The 18796-nt window shown below is 67.8% G+C and carries 15 protein-coding genes; 11 read left to right on the top strand and 4 right to left on the bottom strand.

Translation table 11 applies throughout. The features are described from left to right. Positions 1–34: 34 nt before the first annotated feature. Positions 35–1603 (bottom strand): protein adenylyltransferase SelO, encoded by a 1569-nt coding sequence (locus GD429_RS14500; protein WP_152857528.1) that lies wholly within the window; start codon positions 1601–1603, stop codon positions 35–37. A 193-nt stretch (positions 1604–1796) separates the two neighbouring features. On the opposite strand from GD429_RS14500, the gene GD429_RS14495 reads away from it, so the two are divergent. The 5 genes from GD429_RS14495 (at position 1797) to GD429_RS14470 (ending at position 9407) form a co-directional block, all read left to right on the top strand. Next, positions 1797–3440: a 3-(methylthio)propionyl-CoA ligase gene (locus GD429_RS14495; RefSeq protein WP_152857527.1), complete on the top strand. Its 1644-nt coding sequence runs from the start codon at positions 1797–1799 to the stop codon at positions 3438–3440. Positions 3441–3669: 229 nt separating this feature from the next. Then, positions 3670–5754: a 3-hydroxyacyl-CoA dehydrogenase NAD-binding domain-containing protein gene (locus GD429_RS14485; protein ID WP_152857525.1), complete on the top strand. Its 2085-nt coding sequence runs from the start codon at positions 3670–3672 to the stop codon at positions 5752–5754. Positions 5755–5883: 129 nt separating this feature from the next. Further along, positions 5884–6516 (top strand): bifunctional nicotinamidase/pyrazinamidase, encoded by a 633-nt coding sequence (gene pncA / locus GD429_RS14480; protein ID WP_152857524.1) that lies wholly within the window; start codon positions 5884–5886, stop codon positions 6514–6516. A gap of 46 nt (positions 6517–6562) precedes the next feature. Further along, on the top strand, positions 6563–7741 hold the full coding sequence (locus GD429_RS14475; protein ID WP_152857523.1) for an acetyl-CoA C-acyltransferase: 1179 nt from the start codon (positions 6563–6565) through the stop codon (positions 7739–7741). Between the two features lie 265 nt (positions 7742–8006). Next, complete coding sequence (locus GD429_RS14470; protein ID WP_152857522.1) at positions 8007–9407, top strand: GGDEF domain-containing protein; 1401 nt, start codon at positions 8007–8009, stop codon at positions 9405–9407. A 159-nt stretch (positions 9408–9566) separates the two neighbouring features. Here the strand turns inward: GD429_RS14470 and GD429_RS14465 are convergent, their stop codons facing one another. Beyond that, positions 9567–11708, bottom strand: coding sequence for a hypothetical protein (locus tag GD429_RS14465; protein ID WP_152857521.1), 2142 nt, complete (start codon positions 11706–11708; stop codon positions 9567–9569). 951 nt (positions 11709–12659) lie between these two features. On the opposite strand from GD429_RS14465, the gene GD429_RS14460 reads away from it, so the two are divergent. The 4 genes from GD429_RS14460 (at position 12660) to GD429_RS14445 (ending at position 15093) form a co-directional block, all read left to right on the top strand. Further along, on the top strand, positions 12660–12974 hold the full coding sequence (locus tag GD429_RS14460; protein ID WP_321574611.1) for a Dabb family protein: 315 nt from the start codon (positions 12660–12662) through the stop codon (positions 12972–12974). After that, positions 12971–13450: a PaaI family thioesterase gene (locus tag GD429_RS14455; RefSeq protein ID WP_152857520.1), complete on the top strand. Its 480-nt coding sequence runs from the start codon at positions 12971–12973 to the stop codon at positions 13448–13450. Before GD429_RS14460 ends, GD429_RS14455 begins: the two co-directional genes overlap by 4 nt. A 199-nt stretch (positions 13451–13649) precedes the next feature. Then, positions 13650–14609 (top strand): alpha/beta hydrolase, encoded by a 960-nt coding sequence (locus GD429_RS14450; RefSeq protein WP_152857551.1) that lies wholly within the window; start codon positions 13650–13652, stop codon positions 14607–14609. Positions 14610–14652: 43 nt separating this feature from the next. Beyond that, complete coding sequence (locus GD429_RS14445; RefSeq protein WP_152857519.1) at positions 14653–15093, top strand: GNAT family N-acetyltransferase; 441 nt, start codon at positions 14653–14655, stop codon at positions 15091–15093. Between the two features lie 16 nt (positions 15094–15109). Here GD429_RS14445 and GD429_RS14440 read toward each other — a convergent pair whose 3' ends face one another. Together GD429_RS14440 and GD429_RS14435 are read right to left on the bottom strand one after the other, a co-directional pair. Then, positions 15110–15955 carry an NRDE family protein gene (locus GD429_RS14440; RefSeq protein WP_152857518.1) on the bottom strand — a complete coding sequence of 282 codons (846 nt, stop codon included), beginning with the start codon at positions 15953–15955 and terminating at the stop codon, positions 15110–15112. A 76-nt stretch (positions 15956–16031) separates the two neighbouring features. After that, positions 16032–17066 carry a YgfZ/GcvT domain-containing protein gene (locus GD429_RS14435; RefSeq protein ID WP_152857517.1) on the bottom strand — a complete coding sequence of 345 codons (1035 nt, stop codon included), beginning with the start codon at positions 17064–17066 and terminating at the stop codon, positions 16032–16034. A 77-nt stretch (positions 17067–17143) separates the two neighbouring features. On the opposite strand from GD429_RS14435, the gene mltG reads away from it, so the two are divergent. Then, positions 17144–18163 (top strand): endolytic transglycosylase MltG, encoded by a 1020-nt coding sequence (gene mltG / locus GD429_RS14430; RefSeq protein WP_152857516.1) that lies wholly within the window; start codon positions 17144–17146, stop codon positions 18161–18163. Beyond that, entirely contained in the window at positions 18163–18783 is a 621-nt protein-coding gene (gene tmk / locus GD429_RS14425; RefSeq protein WP_047900899.1) for a dTMP kinase, read from the top strand. Before mltG ends, tmk begins: the two co-directional genes overlap by 1 nt. Positions 18784–18796 lie beyond the last annotated feature (13 nt).

Genomic DNA, 18796 nt, shown 5'->3' with positions numbered 1-18796 from the left:
TGATCGGTCGGTCGATACGCGCGGGTTGGGTACTTCAGGACGAGCAGCTCACTTCGAGCGACCCGGCCCAGTCGGGCGGCAACGCGGCGTACGCTTCATGCTCCGGTTGTTCGTCGAACGGCCGGCGCAGGATCTGCGCAAGCCGCTCGACCTCCGAAAAATCCTTATCCTTCGCGCGCCGGATCGCGACTTCGGCCAGATGGTTGCGCAATACGTATTTCGGGTTCACGCGGTTCATCGCGGCCGCACGTGCCGCGTCGTCGCGCGTTTCCTCCGACAGCCGTGCGCGGTAGAGGTTCGCCCAGGCGTCGAACGCGTCGCGGTCGATGAACAGGTCGCGCACGGGCGCGTCGCGGCTCGCGTCGTGTTTCGACAGTTGCGCGAGGCGGCGGAACGTCAGCGTGAAATCCGCGTGGCTCGCATGCATCGTCTCGAGCAGCTTGTTCGCGAGTTCGGCATCGTTCTCGCGTTCGAGCTCGAGGCCGAGCTTCGCGCGCATCGCGCGTTCGAGCGCGGGGCCGAAGCGTTCCGGAAATTTCGCAAGCACGGCCTGCGCGTCGTCCACCGCGCGCTCGGCGCGCGCATCGTCATCGGCGATGCCGTGCTGCAGCCCGATCAGCGGCAGCAGTGCCTGCGCAAGGCAGTAGCAGTTCCAGTGCGCGATGCGCGGCTGCATCCGGTATGCGTAGCGGCCGCTGTTGTCGGAGTGGTTGCAGATGTGGTTCGCGTCGAACGCGTCGACGAAGCCGAACGGGCCGTAGTCGATCGTCACGCCGAGGATCGACATGTTGTCCGTGTTCATCACGCCGTGGCAGAAGCCGACGGCCTGCCACTGTGCGACGAGGTCGGCCGTGCGCAGCGTCGCGGCTTCGAGCAGCGCGAGGTACGGATCGTCCGCGTCGCGGCAATCCGGATAGAAACGGTCGATCACGTGATCGGCGAGCTCGCGCAGCAGGTCGGGGTGATCGTTCGAGAAGAAGTGCTCGAAGTGGCCGAAGCGCACGAAGCTTTCCGACACGCGCGTGACGACGGCCGACGTCTCGATCTCCTCGCGGACCACCGGCTGGTCGGAGCCGATCACCGTCAGCGCGCGCGTGGTCGCGATGCCGAGGTGATGCATCGCTTCCGAGCACAGGAATTCGCGGATCGACGAGCGCAGCACCGCGCGGCCGTCGCCCATCCGCGAGTACGGCGTGCGGCCGCTGCCTTTCAGTTGCAGCTCGTAGCGGCGGCCGTCCGTGCCGGTACGCTCGCCGATCGTCAGCGCGCGGCCGTCGCCGAGCTGGCCGGCCCACACGCCGAACTGGTGGCCGGAGTACACCGATGCGTACGGCATCGCGTGCGTGGGCCAGTCGCGCGTCGGGTTGCCGGCGAACAGCTCGGCGAAGCCGGGCTGCGCGGCGAGCGACGCCGGCAGGTCGAGCAATTGCGCGACTTCGTCGGAAAAGCCGACGACGTACGGCGCGGCAAGCGGCGCGGCCGGCAGCCGCGTATGAAACGCGTCGCCGAGCGTGACGAACGCGCCTTCGGCGGGCGCGCCGAGCGTGGCGGCGAGGTCGGGCAGGGTGTCAGCCGGATCGGCTGCGCTTCGGGAAAACGACATGTTGAGCGCCTCTGGGTAAGCCGATATTGTAAGGCGGCGCCGCGCCGCCCGCATGGCGGCCCGCGCACCGTGCGCCGCGCCCGTCCGGGCCGCTGACGGGCGCGCGCCGGTCTCATGACAACGCATGCGTGTTCCTGATGGAAACAGCCGCCGGGCTGGTCACCGATTCGCGTCCTTCCGGGAGAACAAGACGATGGGTAAGCCGTTGCTGGGCCAGATGATGGACATGCCGTTGCTGGTGTCCTCGCTGATCGCGCATGCCGCGCGTCACGCGGGCGACACCGAGATCGTGTCGAAGCGCATCGAGGGCGATGTGCATCGCTACACGTACCGCGATTGCGAACGCCGCGCGAAGCAGCTTGCGCAGGCGCTCGCGCGGCTCGGCGTCGAAACCGGCGATCGCATCGGCACGCTGGCGTGGAACGGCTACCGGCATCTCGAGGCGTATTACGGGATCGGCGGGATGGGGGCGGTATGCCATACGATCAACCCGCGCCTCTTCCCCGAGCAGATCGCGTACATCGTCAATCATGCGGAAGACCGCTACGTCCTGTTCGACATCAATTTCGCGCCGCTGGTCGACGCGATCGCGCCGCAATGCCCGCATGTGAAGGGCTGGGTCGCGATGACGGACGCCGCGCACCTGCCGTCCTGCACGACGCCGTTGCTCTGCTACGAAACGCTCGTCGAAGCGGAGGACGGCCGTTACGACTGGCCGCGCCTCGACGAGCAGCAGGCGTCGGGGCTCTGCTACACGTCGGGCACGACCGGCAATCCGAAAGGCGTGCTGTATTCGCACCGCTCGACGGTGCTGCACGCGTACGGCGCCGCGCTGCCCGACGCGATGAACCTGTCCGCGATGGACGCCGTGCTGCCCGTCGTGCCGATGTTCCACGTCAACGCGTGGGGGCTGCCGTACGCGGTGCCGCTCACGGGCGGCAAGCTGGTGCTGCCCGGCAAGGATCTCGACGGGAAATCGCTGTACGAGCTGATGGAGGCCGAGCGCGTGACGTTCTCCGCGGGCGTGCCGACCGTGTGGCTCGGCCTGCTGAACTACATGCGCGAAGCCGGCGTGCGCTTCTCGACGCTGAACCGCACGGTGATCGGCGGCTCCGCGTGCCCGCCCGCGATGCTGCGCACGTTCGAGGACGAATACGGCGTGCGCGTGATTCATGCGTGGGGGATGACCGAACTGTCGCCGCTCGGCACGCTCGCGAAGCTCAACTGGGCGCAGTCGCAGCGTCCGCTCGACGCGCAGCGCCGGCTGCTCGAGAAACAGGGGCGCGTGATCTGCGGCGTCGACATGCGCATCGTCGGCGAGGACGGACATGAACTGCCGTGGGACGGCGTCGCGTTCGGCGAACTGCAGGTGCGCGGGCCATGGGTGATCGACCACTACTTCCGCGGCGACACGTCGCCGCTGTCGGACGGCTGGTTCCCGACCGGCGACGTCGCGACGATCGACCCCGACGGCTTCCTGCAGATCACCGACCGCAGCAAGGATGTGATCAAGTCGGGCGGCGAGTGGATCAGTTCGATCGACATCGAGAACGTCGCGATCGCGCACCCGGGCGTGGCCGAAGCAGCCTGCATCGCATGCGCGCACCCGAAATGGACCGAGCGCCCACTGCTCGTCGTGGTGCCGCGCGAAGGCGCGAACCTGAGCCGCGACGCGCTGCTCGCGTTCTATGAGGGCAAGGTCGCGAAATGGTGGATCCCGGACGACGTCGTGTTCGTCGAATCGTTGCCGCACACCGCGACCGGCAAGCTGCAGAAGCTGAAGCTGCGCGAGACGTTCCGCGACTACGTGTTGCCGACGGCGGTTTGCGAGCCGTAAGGCGCGATAAGGCGCCATAAGGCGCCATAAGGCGCCTTAAGTCCAGACCCGGGCCGGCGACGGCCCGCGATCCGGTCGCCCGATCCGTCCCCGGGTCGGGATGAAAATTCAAATTGAACGACCGTGCTTTTCCGTTGTATGCTGCCTCCGTTCGATCCGGACATGCGGCTGTTCGACCGCGCACAATGAAGCGCAGCCACCCCGGCGCGCGATGCATGGAGGCAGGCAGATGGCAGTGGATTACTCGACTCGCGACGGCGTGGCCGTCCTTACGCTCAACAATCCGCCCGTCAACGGGCTCGGCCTGTCGACCCGCCAGGGCGTCATGGACGCGCTCGATCGCGCCGCTCAGGACCCGTCGGTCACGGCCATCGTGCTGACCGGTGCGGGGCGCGCGTTCTCGGGCGGTGCCGACATCACCGAATTCAATACGCCGAAGGCGCTGCAGGAGCCGACGCTGCACACTGTGATCCGTGCGGTGGAGGCGAGCGCGAAGCCCGTCGTCGCGGCGCTGCACAGCGTCGTGATGGGCGGTGGCCTCGAGCTCGCGCTCGGCGCGCACTACCGCGTCGCGGCGCCCGGCACGCAGGTCGCGCTGCCCGAAGTGAAGCTCGGCCTGCTGCCGGGCGCGGGCGGCACACAGCGTCTGCCGCGCGCGGTCGGGCTCGAAACCGCGCTGAACATGATCGTGTCGGGCGCGCCCGTGCCGTCGGAGCAGCTCGCGAAGAGCGGGCTGTTCGACGAAATGGCCGACGGCGACCTGCTCGACGCGGCCGTCGCGTTCGCGCGCAAGGTCGGTGCGCAGAAGGGGCCGTATTCGCGCGTGCGCGATCGCAAGATCGTCCACGAGAACGCCGCGGGCTTCATCCAGTTCGCGCGCAATTCCGCGCGGGCCGCCGCGCCGAATTTCCCCGCGCCGCACAAGTGCATCGACGCGATCGAGGCCGGCGTGCTGAACGGGTTCGACAAGGGCAGCATCGCCGAGCGCGAGGGTTTCGTCGCGCTGATAATGACGCCGGAAAGCCGCGCGCTGCGCCATGCGTTCTTCGGCGAGCGCGCGGCGAGCAAGATTCCCGACGTGCCGGCCGATACGCCGCTGCGCGAGATCCGCCGCGTCGGCGTGATCGGCGCGGGCACGATGGGCGGCGGGATCGCGATGAACTTCGTCAATGCGGGCCTGCCCGTCACGCTGCTCGAGACGAAACAGGAGGCGCTCGAGCGCGGCGTCGCGACGATCCGCAAGAACTACGACGCGCAGGTGAAGAAGGGCAAGCTCACGCAGGAGAAGCTCGACGCGCGCATGGCGCTGATCACGCCGACGCTGTCCTATGACGACCTGAAGGATGCGGACCTGATCGTCGAGGCCGTGTTCGAGGAACTCGGCGTGAAGGAGCAGGTGTTCAGGAAGCTCGACGAAGTCGCGAAGCCGGGCGCGATCCTCGCGTCGAACACGTCGACGCTCGACGTCGACAGGATCGCGGCATTCACGAAGCGTCCTCAGGACGTCGTCGGCATGCACTTCTTCAGCCCGGCGAACGTGATGAAGCTGCTCGAGGTCGTGCGCGGCGCGCAGACCGCGAAGGACGTGCTCGCGACCGTGATGGCCGTCGCGAAGAAGATCCGCAAGACGGCGGTCGTGTCGGGCGTGTGCGACGGCTTCATCGGCAACCGGATGATCGAGCAGTACATCCGCCAGGCGCTCTTCATGCTCGAGGAAGGCGCGCTGCCCGCGCAGGTCGATCGCGCGATCGAGAAGTTCGGCTTCGCGATGGGGCCGTTCCGGATGAGCGACCTCGCCGGCAACGATATCGGCTGGGCGATCCGCAAGCGTCGTTATATCGAGAAGCCCGATCTGCAGTACTCGAAGATCGCCGACCGCCTGTGCGAGCAGGGCCGCTTCGGCCAGAAGACGGGCGCCGGCTGGTACGACTACGTGCCGGGCGAGCGCAAGGCGAAGCCGTCGTCGCTGGTCGACGAGATGGTCGTCGCGTATTCGAAGGAGCGCGGCGTCGAGCGGCGCAAGATCGGCGACGACGAGATCGTCGAGCGGCTGGTGTTCGCGCTCGTCAACGAAGGCGCGAAGATCCTCGAAGAGAAGATCGCGTCGAAGGCGTCCGACATCGACATGGTCTACCTGACCGGCTATGGCTTCCCGCTGTGGCGCGGCGGTCCGATGCTGTACGCGGACGTGGTCGGCCTCTACAACGTCGAGCGCGCGATTCGCCGCTACGCGGCCGCGCCGAACGGCGACGCGTGGCAGCTTGCGCCGTCGATCGTGGAGCTTGCGAAGGCCGGCCGCGGGTTCAACGGCTGACGCGCGCGGCGGCGCGAAGGACACGGGATCAGAGCAAGCGCCGACGCGCCAGCTCTGGTCGACCGCGCAAGGCATGGGACCAGAGTAAGCGCTGAAGCGCTAACTCTGGTCGACACACGGAGAAACGCAATGAAACGCACCGACGACGTACTGCTCGTGATCGACGTGCAATACGACTTCATGCCGGGCGGCGCGCTCGCGGTGCCGGACGGCGACGCGGTCGTGCCGGTGATCAACGCGCTCGCGCGACGCTTCGACCAGGTCGTGCTGACGCAGGACTGGCACCCGCGCGAGCACGTGTCGTTCGCGGCGAACCACGCTGGCCGCGAGCCGTTCTCGACGCTTGCGCTGCCGTACGGCGAGCAGGTGCTGTGGCCCGTGCACTGCGTGCAGGACACCGAAGGCGCGGCGCTGCATCGCGACCTCGACATCCCGCAGGCGCGGCTCGTGATCCGCAAGGGCGGCGACGCGCAGGTCGACAGCTATTCCGCGTTCGTCGAGGCCGACCGCACGACGCGCACGGGGCTCGCGGGTTATCTGCGCGAGCTCGGCGCGAAGCGCGTGTGGTGCTGCGGGCTCGCGACCGACTATTGCGTCGCATGGTCGGCGCTCGATGCGCGCGCGGCCGGTTTCGAAGCCGCGGTGATCAACGATGCGTGCCGCGCGATCGACCTGGACGGGTCGCTCGCGCACGCATGGCAGCAGATGCAGGCAGCGGGCGTCGCGCATGTGACGTCCGCGGGCGCGCGCCCGGCGGCGTAGCGCATTCCCCATTTCAGGACATGAAGCAGGACCGAAGGAGACTCGCATGACCGAAGCCGTAATCGTATCGACCGCACGCACGCCGCTCGCGAAATCCTGGCGCGGCGCCTTCAACATGACGCACGGCGCGACGCTCGGCGGCCACGTGGTCGCGGCCGCGCTCGAACGCGCGAAGCTCGACCCGGCGCGCGTCGAGGACGTGATCATGGGCTGCGCGAACCCCGAAGGCGCGACCGGCGCGAACATCGCGCGGCAGATCGCGCTGCGCGCGGGGCTGCCGGTGACCGTGCCGGGGATGACGGTGAACCGTTTCTGCTCGTCGGGGCTGCAGACCATCGCGCTGGCCGCACAGCGGATCATCGCGGGCGAAGGCGACGTGTATGTCGCGGGCGGCGTCGAATCGATCTCGTGCGTGCAGAACGAGATGAACCGGCACATGGTCCAGGAGGGTTGGCTCGTCGAGCACAAGCCCGAGATCTACTGGAACATGCTGCAGACGGCCGAGAATGTCGCGAAGCGCTACGGGATCTCGAAGGAGCGGCAGGACGAGTATGGCGTGCAGTCGCAGCTGCGGGCCGCGGCCGCCCAGGAAGCCGGTCTTTTCCGCGACGAGATCGTGCCGATCACCGTGCTCGCGGGTATCGCCGACAAGGCGACGGGCCGCCTGTTCACGAAGGAAGTGACCGTATCGGCCGACGAAGGCATCCGTCCCGACACGACGCTCGAAGGCGTGTCGAAGATCCGTTCGGCCGTGCCGGGCGGCGTGATCACCGCCGGCAATGCGAGCCAGTTCTCGGATGGCGCGTCGGCGTGCGTCGTGATGAGCGCCGATGTAGCGCGGCGCGAAGGGCTGCAGCCGCTGGGCGTGTTCCGCGGCTTCGCGGTGGCCGGCTGCGAGCCGGACGAGATGGGCATCGGCCCCGTGTTCGCGGTGCCCAAGCTGCTGAAGCAGGCGGGGCTGAAGGTCGACGACATCGGCTTGTGGGAACTGAACGAGGCGTTCGCGGTGCAGGTGCTGTACTGTCGCGACACGCTCGGGATTCCCGAGGATCGCCTGAACGTGAACGGCGGCGCGATCGCCGTCGGCCATCCGTACGGCGTGTCGGGCGCGCGCCTGACGGGCCATGCGCTGATCGAAGGCAAGCGCCGCGGCGTGAAATACGTGGTCGTCACGATGTGCATCGGCGGCGGGCAGGGCGCGGCCGGCCTGTTCGAAATCATCTGATTTTTGGCTGGTGGCGGCCGCGGTTTCGCTTCGGCGAGGCCGGCGGCCGCGATGCGACGCGAATCGGCGCGGCAGGATTGCCATTCGAAACGATCGGGAGGCAAAAAACGTGCTCCCGGCAATGCCGTTTCCCCTTACTTGTCAAACGAATTGCCCCACCTATACTTGCTCTGACATTTGCCTTTCGGCACGATGGGCCGGATCGTACGTCGCGCGATACGTGCCGCGAAGCTTGAACCAACGCAGCAGACCGACCGGGGACCGAATGAGTACGACCTATGCAGCCGGGGAACCGCCGCGCGTCGTCAGCGCGGCCGCGAGGCTCTACGCGAAATGCCTGCTGGTCGGATTCGCGTTGCTGCCTGCCTATCTGATCGCCTATCTGTGGTTCTTCAGCGACCCGCACGTCGTGTTCGAGAGCCACGCGTTCCATGAAATCGCGATTGCGGCGGCGACCCTCGAGGGCGCGTTCGTCACCTACGTGACGTGGGTGTGCTACCGGTCGTCCGGCGAGCCGCTGCTGCGCTGGCTGACGCTCGGCTTTCTCGGCTTCGCGATGATCTATTCGCTGCACGGTGCGTTCACCGGGATGGCGCACCACAATATCTGGCTGTTCCTGCTGTACGGGCCCGCGTCGCGGCTCGTGATGTCGATCCTGCTGCTCACGGGCCTGATGTCCTATTCGCGTCCGCCCGATCGCATCGAGAAGCGCACGAGCGTGCGGACGTGGCTGCCGTGGATCATGTTCTTCGTGATCGTCAACGTGGCCGTTGCGTACATCGCGTATTCGCCGGTTGCGGGCGCACTGGGTACGCGGCTGTCGATGGAGGGCGGCGCGCTCGTGTTCTCGCTGCTGAACGTCGGCGTGCTGCTCGCGCGGCGGATTCGCTCGCCGCTGATGGTGATCTACGGCGTGTCGATCATGGCGTTCGCGCTGTCGTCGCTCGCGTTCATTCTCGGCAAGCCGTGGAATCACATGTGGTGGCTCGCACATGCGATCTTCGCGGGCGGGTTCTTCCTGCTCAGCTACGGCGTCGTGCAGGCGTTGCAGACGACGCGCTCGTTCTCGGCGATCTACAGCCAGGAAGACCTGATGAGCCGGCTGTCGGAGTCGATGGCGCGCGCCGAGAGTGCGCTGCAGGAACTGCGGCGCACGAACCAGAAGCTCGAGTACATGGCCGCGACCGATCCGATGACGGGCGCATCGAACCGCCGGCAGTTCATCGCGCAGGTCGAGCGCGAGATGGTGCGGGCCGAGCGCGACGGCACGCCGTTTTGCCTGCTCGCGCTCGATCTCGACAATTTCAAGAACATCAACGATGCGTACGGGCACCAGATCGGCGACGAGGTGCTGCGCGGCGTCGTACGCCAGTGCCTCGAGGCGATCCGCCCGGCGGGCGGGCTCGCGCGAGTCGGCGGCGAGGAGTTCATGGCGCTGCTGCCGGAGATGCCGCTCGAGGGCGCGCGGATGACGGCCGAGCGCGTGCGCTCGTCGATCGCGAGTTCGCCGTTCGGGCTGGACTTCAAGCGCGTGCAGGTGACGGTGAGTGTCGGCGTCGCGCAATACGGGGTCGACGGCAGCACGGTCGATGCGCTGCTGCGGGTGGTCGACGAGCGGCTGTACCAGGCGAAGCGGGAAGGGCGGAACCGGGTCGTGTCGCGGTGACGCGGGTTCGAGCGGCACGCCGGCGCCGTTGAGCGAGTGCGGAGCGTTCGGCAACGCGGTTGTGCGGAAGCGATGATCGATGCAGACCTGCCGAAGCCCTGGGGGCGGAAACACCCCCGGGGCTTCTGCATGCTCGGTTGGCGCGCGATGGGCAATGCGCTAGCGCGATGCCACGACCGCTGCGTTTTTCGGCTGCACCTCCAGCATCCGCTGCGACGCCTGCCACCAGTATTTGCCCGCGCGCTGCTGCGGATCGCGGATCGCAAGATACGTCGCACTCCAGAGCTGCGCCGCGTTGGCTTCGGTCGCGTCCGCGCTGCGCGTGCCGAACGCATCGGTCCGGTACTGGCCGTTCACGTAGGACCACGTCCACATCTCCGACGTGCGCATGTCGCGTCCGTTCGAGATCACCTGCCAGATCGTCTGCCGCGCCTGCGCGAGCAGCGTGCGTGTCGCGGCCGACAGGTCCTGGCGCGCGAGCTGGCGGTCGAGCCCGGCCACCCACATAGCCTGCTGCCACGACCAGATCACCGTGCCGTGATACGCGGAGCTCGTGAACTTCGGCCACAGCGACCGGTTCGCATACGCCGGGTTCGCGATCAGCATGCCGGCATCGGTCACGAGCCCGGTCGGGAACGGCCGCGTGACGTCGGTGACGATCCGCTGGAGCTCGTCGTCCGGCGGCGTGCCGAACAGCAGCGCGAAGCCGCCGTCGGAATTCATTACCGGAATCGGGTTGCCCTGCTGATCGAGCGACAGTGCGTAGAACGACAGCGGTGCACTCGGCGCGGCGCCGGCCGGCACGCCGGCGGACGGCGCATAGGCCGACACGTCGGTGGCCGCCTGCGCGGCCGGCACGCCGACCTGGAACAGCGGCGGCGCCTGTGTTTCCCACGTGGCGGCTTGGTTCGCCGTGTTGGCGAGCGTCGCGCGCTGCGCGGCGTCGAGGTACGGATCGAGCAGGCCGCGCGCGAGGAACGCATTCGCCGCGCGCAACGCGGCCGGCACGAGCACCGCGTTCACGTCGTACGGGTAGACGCCGCCGCCCAGCCCGTCGGTGCTGTCGCGCCAGTTGCCGACGATCTCGCCGGGCCGCAGGTGGATCAGGTTCGCGACCGACGGCTGCTGCGCGAACGGCTGCGCGGTCGTCGCGACGTGCAGCAGGTTGACGACCAGGCGGCTGCCGTTGGTCTGCCCGTCGCTGCCGCGCTGCGCCAGATAGGCGGCCGCGCGGGCCTGGCCGCGCGTATCGTCGATCAGCCACGCGGCCGCGATCGGCGCGAGCAGGTAGTCGCTGTCGATCATCTTGTAGTCGTAGGTCGGCGTCGGATCGTTCGGCCGTCCGTTCTTCTGGTTGTCGACCAGCGCGAATTCGCCGATGCCTTCCTCGTGCGCGACCTTGCCGTCGGCCGACAGGCGGCCCAGCACCGACGACAAGCCGGCCTCGATCGCCGCCGGTTCGAGCACGGGCATCAGCATGCGGACCGAGATCAGCGTGTCGCGGCCGAAGTAGGTGTCGTACTGCCACGAGCCGGCCAGCAGCTTGTCGTGGAAGCTCAGGAATTCGAGCACGTTCTGGCTGACCGGGTCGGGGTTCACGGACGGCGCGAGCAGATCGGCGCGCGTGATCGGCGATAGCGGCGTCTCGCCCGATAGCGCATCGACATGCAACTTCAGCGTGTGCGAGCCCGCCGGTGCGCGCAGCACGAGCTTGCCGCCCGCTGCCGGCGCGATGCTGCCGCCATCGCGCAGCGTGATGCGCAGCGCGTAGCCGGGCGCACCGTCGATCCGGTCGCGTTGCCATTGCGCTGTGCCGCCCTGGATCGCCGGCGCCGTGACGATCTGTTGCGGAATCGTTGCGCCGCCGTTGAAGTCGCGCAGGAAGCGTACGTTGCTGAGCACCCCCTGGCGGATCGTCAGCGTGTCGGTGTCCACCGACACGTCGGCGCCGATCCCGTACAGCGGGCGGCCGTGCGTGTCGGGGGCCGACAGCGCGGACGGCGGCGTGTCGAGACTCCAGTTCACCGGCTGCGCGGTGTCGTCGAACCACAGCCCCGTGCCGCTGTTGCCGGCGGGGAAGACCACGAGCAGGCGCGGTTTCGTCGACGAGCGTGCCAGCAGGTGCGCGGCCACCTTGTCCTGCCGGTAGAACGCATTGATCTGGCCGCCGGTGTCCATGCGGAACGACAGCGCGGCGTTGTTCGACGGTGCGTTGCTCGACCGGACGTCGTCGTCGTTGCAGGCCGCGAGCAGGCCGGCGCAGACGAACCCGAGACACAGCGACTTCGCAAGACGATGCATGTTGATGTCCCTCCTGGTGACTGGCGATTTTTATCGGAATAGTCGAATGAACGGATCTTCTGTCCGTTTCGTTCAGTGCTGCGGAAACTCGGGCGAATGCCTGGAATTAATCGGGATGCGGTGCTTCTGAAATAAGAGAATTGCGCGACAAATAAGTGAATGACTGATTGGTGCCGAAAGCGGAAATGGCAGATGGCGTCGCCCCGGCACGGCACGGGAAAAGGCTCAGGGGTAGCCTTCGCGCGAGCGAATGGCAACTCGTGTGCGGCGGGAGAAAATGAAACGTAAGCCGTCGTAGGGGATTCTAAATTTACGGGAAAGTTGAAGTCAATAATGTTTTCGCTGTTTTTCGATATTCGATTGAAAAGGCGATCGCAATTATTACCCGCCGAGTCGGTAAAATATGCGATTTAGTGAAAATGAATAATGGAATCCGGATATTCGGTGGTGAAACAATTGATAATGACGTTTCAATCCGGCGATTGATGCCGGACGGGGATTGAATCGTCGCGGTTGTGCCGTCTGTTGTCGGGCAATGCCGGAAGGCGCGGAAGACGAAGCGCGCGAAACCCCAGCAATCCGCATTCCTGCGATTCAGCGGAAGACGGACTCCGTTCCCGGCTCAGAAGCGCGATTCGGGTAACCGGCCCCGTGGTCGGCCGTCAAGTGATCGGCACCGGTTCGGGCCGCGAACCGTGCGATCGTTCCATCGGAGGCGTCAAGTTTGGTAGGCTTGGTGCCTGCCGCCGTTTGCACGGATCGCACCGTCGAGTGTCGACGCGGTGAAAAAGTGCGTATCGTCGCCGGAAAGGTCGGACGACAGCCGATTCGATACGCGCTTTTTTCCCGGTTGCCCGCGATCGTGTGCAAGCGAGGCGGGCAGACGACTGGCCGCCGCGATGCGAGCCGCGCCCGCATCGTGAACCCTAACGAACGACAGGAGCGAACGAAGTGATCAGACATATTGTGATGTGGAAGTTGAAGGAATCGGCGGAAGGCGCGACGCGCGCGCAGAACGCGCTGAAGCTGAAGGAAAAGCTCGAAGGCTGCCGCGATCTCGTGCCGGGCATCCTGCAAATCGACGTCGGCTTGGCGACGCCCGGCCTCGACGCGACCTCCGACATCGTGCTCGTGTCCGATTTCGCGGACAAGGCCGCGCTCGACGCATACCAGGTGCACCCGGTTCACCAGGAAGTGAAGAAATTCGTCGTCGCGGTGGCCGAATCGCGCGAGTGCGTCGACTACGTCGTCGACGGCGCGCGATGAGCGACGCGGCATCTCCGGCGGACGTCCCGTCGATCGAAAGCCCGTTCGTCGACCTGCTCGGCGTGCGGCTCGTGTCCGCGAAGGATGGCGCGAGCGAGATCGTGCTGCCGCTCGATGAGCGGCACATGAACACGTGGGGCATCGCGCACGGCGGCGTGACGATGACGCTCGCGGATATCGCGCTCGCGATGGCGGCGCGCAGCCTGACCGACGATGGCGTCGGCGTCGTCACGGTCGAGATGAAGGTGAATTTCATGCAGCCGGGGCGCGGCGAGTTGCGTGCGTACGGCCGCGTGATGCATCGCTCGACGACGATGGCCTACTGCGAAGGCGAAGTGCGCGACAGCGACGGCAACTTCGTCGCGAAGGCGCTCGGTACGTTCAAGTACATGCGGCGGCTCGCGGTGGGCCGCGACATCAAGCGGCAACGCTCGCGCACGGCGCCGGACGCGCAGCCCGGCCCGAGCGACGCGTAGGCGCCCGGACGCACGGCCCTGCCTTTTCACAGGCAGGGCCGTTTTGTTTGGCGGCGCGGGATTGCGTGCCGGACGCGTTTCACTGGACGCCGAAGGGCCGGAATTTCGATGTGCAGTGCACGTGGCGCCGGCCTGATGCGGGCATGGCATCATGTGACGCTTGTCCGTTCACGGCGCCGCGCAGGCGCCGTTCTCTCCGATGCCGCTGAATCCGAAGATCGCCCAGGTGCTCGACATGATCGAGCGAGCGAAACGTCCGTCCTATCACCATCAGACGGCGCAGCAGGCGCGCGCCGCGTACGAGAAGAGCGCGCCGATCCTCGACGTCGCGCCGGCGCCGATGCATTCTGTCGAGGAATGCATCGTGCCGACGCGCGACGGCCGCACGATCGGCGCGCGGCTGTACCTGCCGGTCGAGCCGAGCCTCGCGGAGCCGTTGCCCGCGCTCGTCTACTACCATGGCGGCGGCTTCACCGTGGGCAGCGTCGACACGCACGATGCGCTGTGCCGGATGTTCGCGCACGGTGCGCAATGCGCGGTGCTGTCGGTCGGCTACCGGCTCGCGCCCGAACACCGGTTCCCGACCGCGGTGAACGACGCCGACGACGCGTTGCGCTGGCTGCATCGCGAGGCCGCCGCGTTCGGCATCGACGCCGCGCGGCTGGCGGTCGGCGGCGATAGCGCGGGCGGCACGCTCGCGACCGTTTGCGCGGTGCTTGCGCGCGACGCAGGCATTCGCCTGGCGCTTCAGATGCTGATCTATCCGGGCGTGACGGGTCATCAGGAAACGGAATCGCACGCGCGGCTCGCGAACGGCTACCTGCTGTCGCAGGACACGATCCAGTGGTTCTTCACGCAATACGTGCGCGATCAGGCGGACCGCGACGACTGGCGCTTCGCGCCGCTCGACGGCACGCGCGACGCGCCGTCGTTCGCGGCCGTCGCGCCGGCGTGGATCGCGACGGCCGAATACGATCCGCTGAGCGACGAGGGCGCCGCGTACGCGGACAAGCTGCGCGCGGCCGGCAACGCGGTTACGCTGGTCTGTTATCCGGGGATGATCCACGAATTCTTCAAGATGGGCGGCTACGTGCCCGAGGTGCGGGCTGCGCATGCCGATGCGGTCGCGGCGCTGAAGGCCGCATTCGACGAAGTTTGACGGGCGGGCGTTCGACGGCGCGCGCGCCGCATGGAGAGCTGCGATGACGGACGGCGTAGTGGAAACGGGCGACTGGACGGTACTGGGTGGCGACGCTGCGCGGATTCGCGACGCCGTATTCGTGCGCGAGCAGCAGATTCCGCCGGAATGGGAGCTCGACGACGACGATCCGCTATCGCTCCATGCGGTCGCGTACCGGATCGACGCGGCGACGGGAATACGTCGCGCGGTCGCGACGGGGAGGCTGTTGCCGTCCGGCACGATCGGCCGCGTCGCCGTGCTGGCCGACGCGCGCGGGCAGGGCGTCGGGTCGGCCGTGCTGAACGCACTGCTCGGCGCCGCGCGGCGCCGCGGCGAACCCGTCGTGCGGCTCTACGCGCAGGATTCGGCGGTGTCGTTCTATGTGCGGCACGGCTTCGCGGCGGTCGGCGAACCGTTCGTCGAAGCCGGTGTGCCGCACGTCGAGATGGCACGCGCGCCGTAGCGCGGGCAATGCGCGTTCAGCGCGGCCGCGTCGCGTCGATGTCGAACGTGAACGCGCGCTCGAACGCACCCGGGCGGACGGTGCGGTGCGAACCGTCGTCGTCGCAGCGCTCCTTGATCTCGACCGTCAGTCGCACGCCTTCCTTCATCGTGACGCGCAGCGCGGTCGTGCCGCGTGTGCCGTACTCGGGCGTCTCGATGAACGCGGCCGACAGCGCGCGCTCGCGCTCGATCGGAATGCCCGTGTGCGGCAGCGCGTCGTCGTCCGCGACATGCGGGTCGCGCATCAGGTCGATCAGCTCGTCGAGCGACGGGATCGGATTGTCGGTGAGCAGCGTGCCGAGCTCCGCGCGCTTGCGCACCACTTTCGGCCAGGGCGTATCGAGCCGCGCATTGGACAGCGCGTGCACGCCCGGCGCGATCGCGACAGGCGCGGCGACGGCGCTTTGGCCCTCGGGCGCACGGTTGCAGAACCACGCGAGTTCGCGCCGCTTCCAGTCGCCGACGAGCAGGTTGAAGCCGTTGTAGACGGCCGCATGCTCGGCAAGCTGCCCGAGATAGTCGAGCGGCGCGACGGACGGGCCGCGAAGGAAATCGGACACGAGCTTGCCGCGGGTCGGCGCGCCCGCGCGGATGTCGAATGGCGCGCGGTAGTTCGTCAGCGCCGCGAAGCGACCGTCGCGTGTTACGCCGAGCCACGTGCCGCCGGCTTCGAGATCGCGGCCGGCCAGCACGCCCGGTACATCCTCCCACCAGGTGAGCGGCGCGCTCGTGCGGCGAAAGAACTCGTCGCGGTTGGCAATGAGGGTAAAGACGGGACCGGCGGCGGCATCAGGCTGCCAGTCGAAGGCAATCAGGCACATCGGGCGAATCTCTCACAGGAAACGTCGGGCGCCGGCCGCGACTCGCGAGCCGGCGCGCGAACGGGTTGTCAGCGCGTCACGCTTCCGTCGGCCACGCGTACGGGAGCGCGTCGAACGCGAGCGCCGGGCCGTCGGTCGAACCGACGTGCACGGTGCCGCTGTCGAGCGCGGCGAGCTTGATCTCGACGAGCGCGTCGACGCCGCCCGCGGGTGCGGCCGCCGCGTTGACGATCATCCCGCACGGCTGGCCGGGATCGTCGCTGTGGAACAGCTCGACGCCGGCATGCACGGTATCGGTCTCGCCGGCGACATGCGCGAGCGCGGTGCGGCGCTTGATGGTGCCGCGGTACTGGCTGCGCGCGACGACTTCCTGGCCCGGGTAGCACCCCTTGCGGAAGTTAACGGCGCCGATCACGTCGAAGTTGACCATCTGCGGCACGAACTGTTCGACGGCCGGCTGCGTGATGCGCGGCTCGCCCGCGCGAACGTCGAGCCAGTCCCACACGGCCGGCGACACGACCGGCAGCGTGCCGGCGAGCGCGGCGATGCGTGCCTCGACTTCCGCGCGCGGGCCGATCCACAGATAGCGCTTGCGGCCGGCCGCATCGGGCACGCGAATCAGCGTGCCGGCCGGCCCGTCGACCTTCACGTGCACACCGTCCGGCAGCGCATCGAAGATGCCCGACAGCGCGTGGCGCACGTCGCCCGCGAAACCGACCACCGCGAGCGCGTCGCTCGCATCCGTGAGCTTCGCCTTTGCGCGCAGCACGAACATCGACAGCCGCTTCTGCACGGCGGGCTGCACGTCCTTCGACACCAGCAGGCGCACGCCGTGGCCGGCACGCCATGCGAGGAACGACCCGAGGAGGCGCCCCTTCGGCGAGCAATAGCCGGACAGCCGCGCGCTCGCGGCATCGAGATGCTCGATGTCGTTGGTCAGCTGGCTGTGCAGGAACGTCGCGGCGTCGTCGCCGGCCACGTCGATCACGCCGAACTGCGGCAGCGGCATGCAGGCGCCCGGCGCATCGAAATCGGCGGCGGACGGGCGGGGGAAAACGGGGAGCGAGGCGGATGCGGCCTGGGCAGCCGGTGAAGCGAACGGTGTGCTCATGGAATGAGGGAACAGTCAACCCTGACTTTGACGGAGGCGAGCAAGTATTATATGGGTCTTACCTGAGTCACGTTTCCATGTCCCTACTGAAGAAATGCGCCGCGACGATCGTGGCGCTGGCCGTCGTTGTGGCCGCTGCCGGCGCGGGCGGCGGGTATTACTGGGCAACCCGGCCGTTGCTGCTGGGTTCGACATCGCTCGACGTCACGATCAAGCCGCGCAGCAGCGTGAAGAGCGTCGCGCTGCAGCTCAAGCGCGGCGGCGTGCCGGTCGAGCCGTTCGGTTTCGTCGCGATGACGCGCGTGCTCGGGCTGTCGAGCCGGCTCAAGTCCGGCAACTACGAATTCAAGACGGGCATCACGCCTTATGAAGTCCTGCAGAAGATCGCGCGCGGCGACGTGAACGAGTACGTCGCGACGGTCATCGAAGGCTGGACCTTCAAGCGGATGCGCGCGGAACTCGACACGAATCCCGACCTTGCGCACGCGACGGCCGGCATGAGCGACGCCGAGCTGCTGCGCGCGATCGGCGCGTCGGACAGCGCGGTGCAGCGCGGCAGCGGCGAGGGGCTGTTCTTCCCGGATACCTACCTGTTCGACAAGGGCACGAGCGACCTGAACATCTATCGGCGCGCGTACCACCTGATGCAGACTCGCCTCGACGAGGCCTGGGCCGCGCGCGCGCCGGGGCTGCCGTACAAGTCGTCTTACGAAATGCTGACGATCGCGTCGATCGTCGAGAAGGAAACGGGCCACGCGGCCGACCGCGCGTTCGTCGCGGCCGTGTTCGCGAACCGGTTGCGCATCGGCATGCCGCTGCAGACCGATCCGTCGGTGATCTACGGGCTCGGCGACGCGTACGACGGCCGCTTGCGCAAGCGCGACCTGCAGGCCGACACTCCTTACAATACCTACACGCGACGCGGCCTGCCGCCGACGCCGATTGCGTTGCCGGGCGTCGCCGCACTGCAGGCGGCGATCAATCCGGCACAGACGAGCGCGCTCTATTTCGTCGCGAAGGGCGACGGCACGAGCGTGTTCTCGGATACCCTCGGCGACCACAACAAGGCCGTGGACAAGTACATACGAGGTCAATAATGGCGAGCGGTAAATTCATCACGTTCGAGGGCATCGACGGGGCGGGGAAGACCACCCACCTGCAATGGTTCTGCGAACGCCTCCAGGGCAAGCTGGCCGCGGCCGGCCGGCAGGTCGTCGTCACCCGCGAGCCTGGCGGCACGCAGCTCGGCGAGAAACTGCGCGAGATCCTGCTGAACCAGCCGATGGATCTCGAGACGGAAGCGCTGCTGATGTTCGCCGCGCGCCGCGAGCATCTTGCGCTCGTGATCGAGCCGGCGCTCGCGCGCGGCGACTGGGTCGTCTCCGATCGCTTCACCGACGCGACGTTCGCGTACCAGGGCGGCGGTCGCGGGCTGCCGCGCGACAAGCTCGAGACGCTCGAGCGCTGGGTGCAGGGCGGTTTCCAGCCCGACCTCACGGTGCTGTTCGACGTCGCGCCGCAGGTCGCGAGCGAGCGCCGCGGCGCGGCTCGGATGCCCGACAAGTTCGAAAGCGAGTCCGACGCGTTCTTCGCACGCACGCGCGGCGAGTACCTGCGGCGCGCGGAAGAGGCGCCGCACCGCTTCGCGATCGTCGACGCGACGCAGTCGATTCCCGAGATCCGGCAGCAGCTCGAACGCGTGCTCGCCGCGCTGTAACCCGCAAGGAACG

It is taken from the genome of Burkholderia sp. BE17, assembly GCF_009362305.1.
GTDB lineage: Bacteria > Pseudomonadota > Gammaproteobacteria > Burkholderiales > Burkholderiaceae > Burkholderia > Burkholderia pyrrocinia_C.
This window is presented reverse-complemented; position numbering and strand designations above follow the sequence as displayed.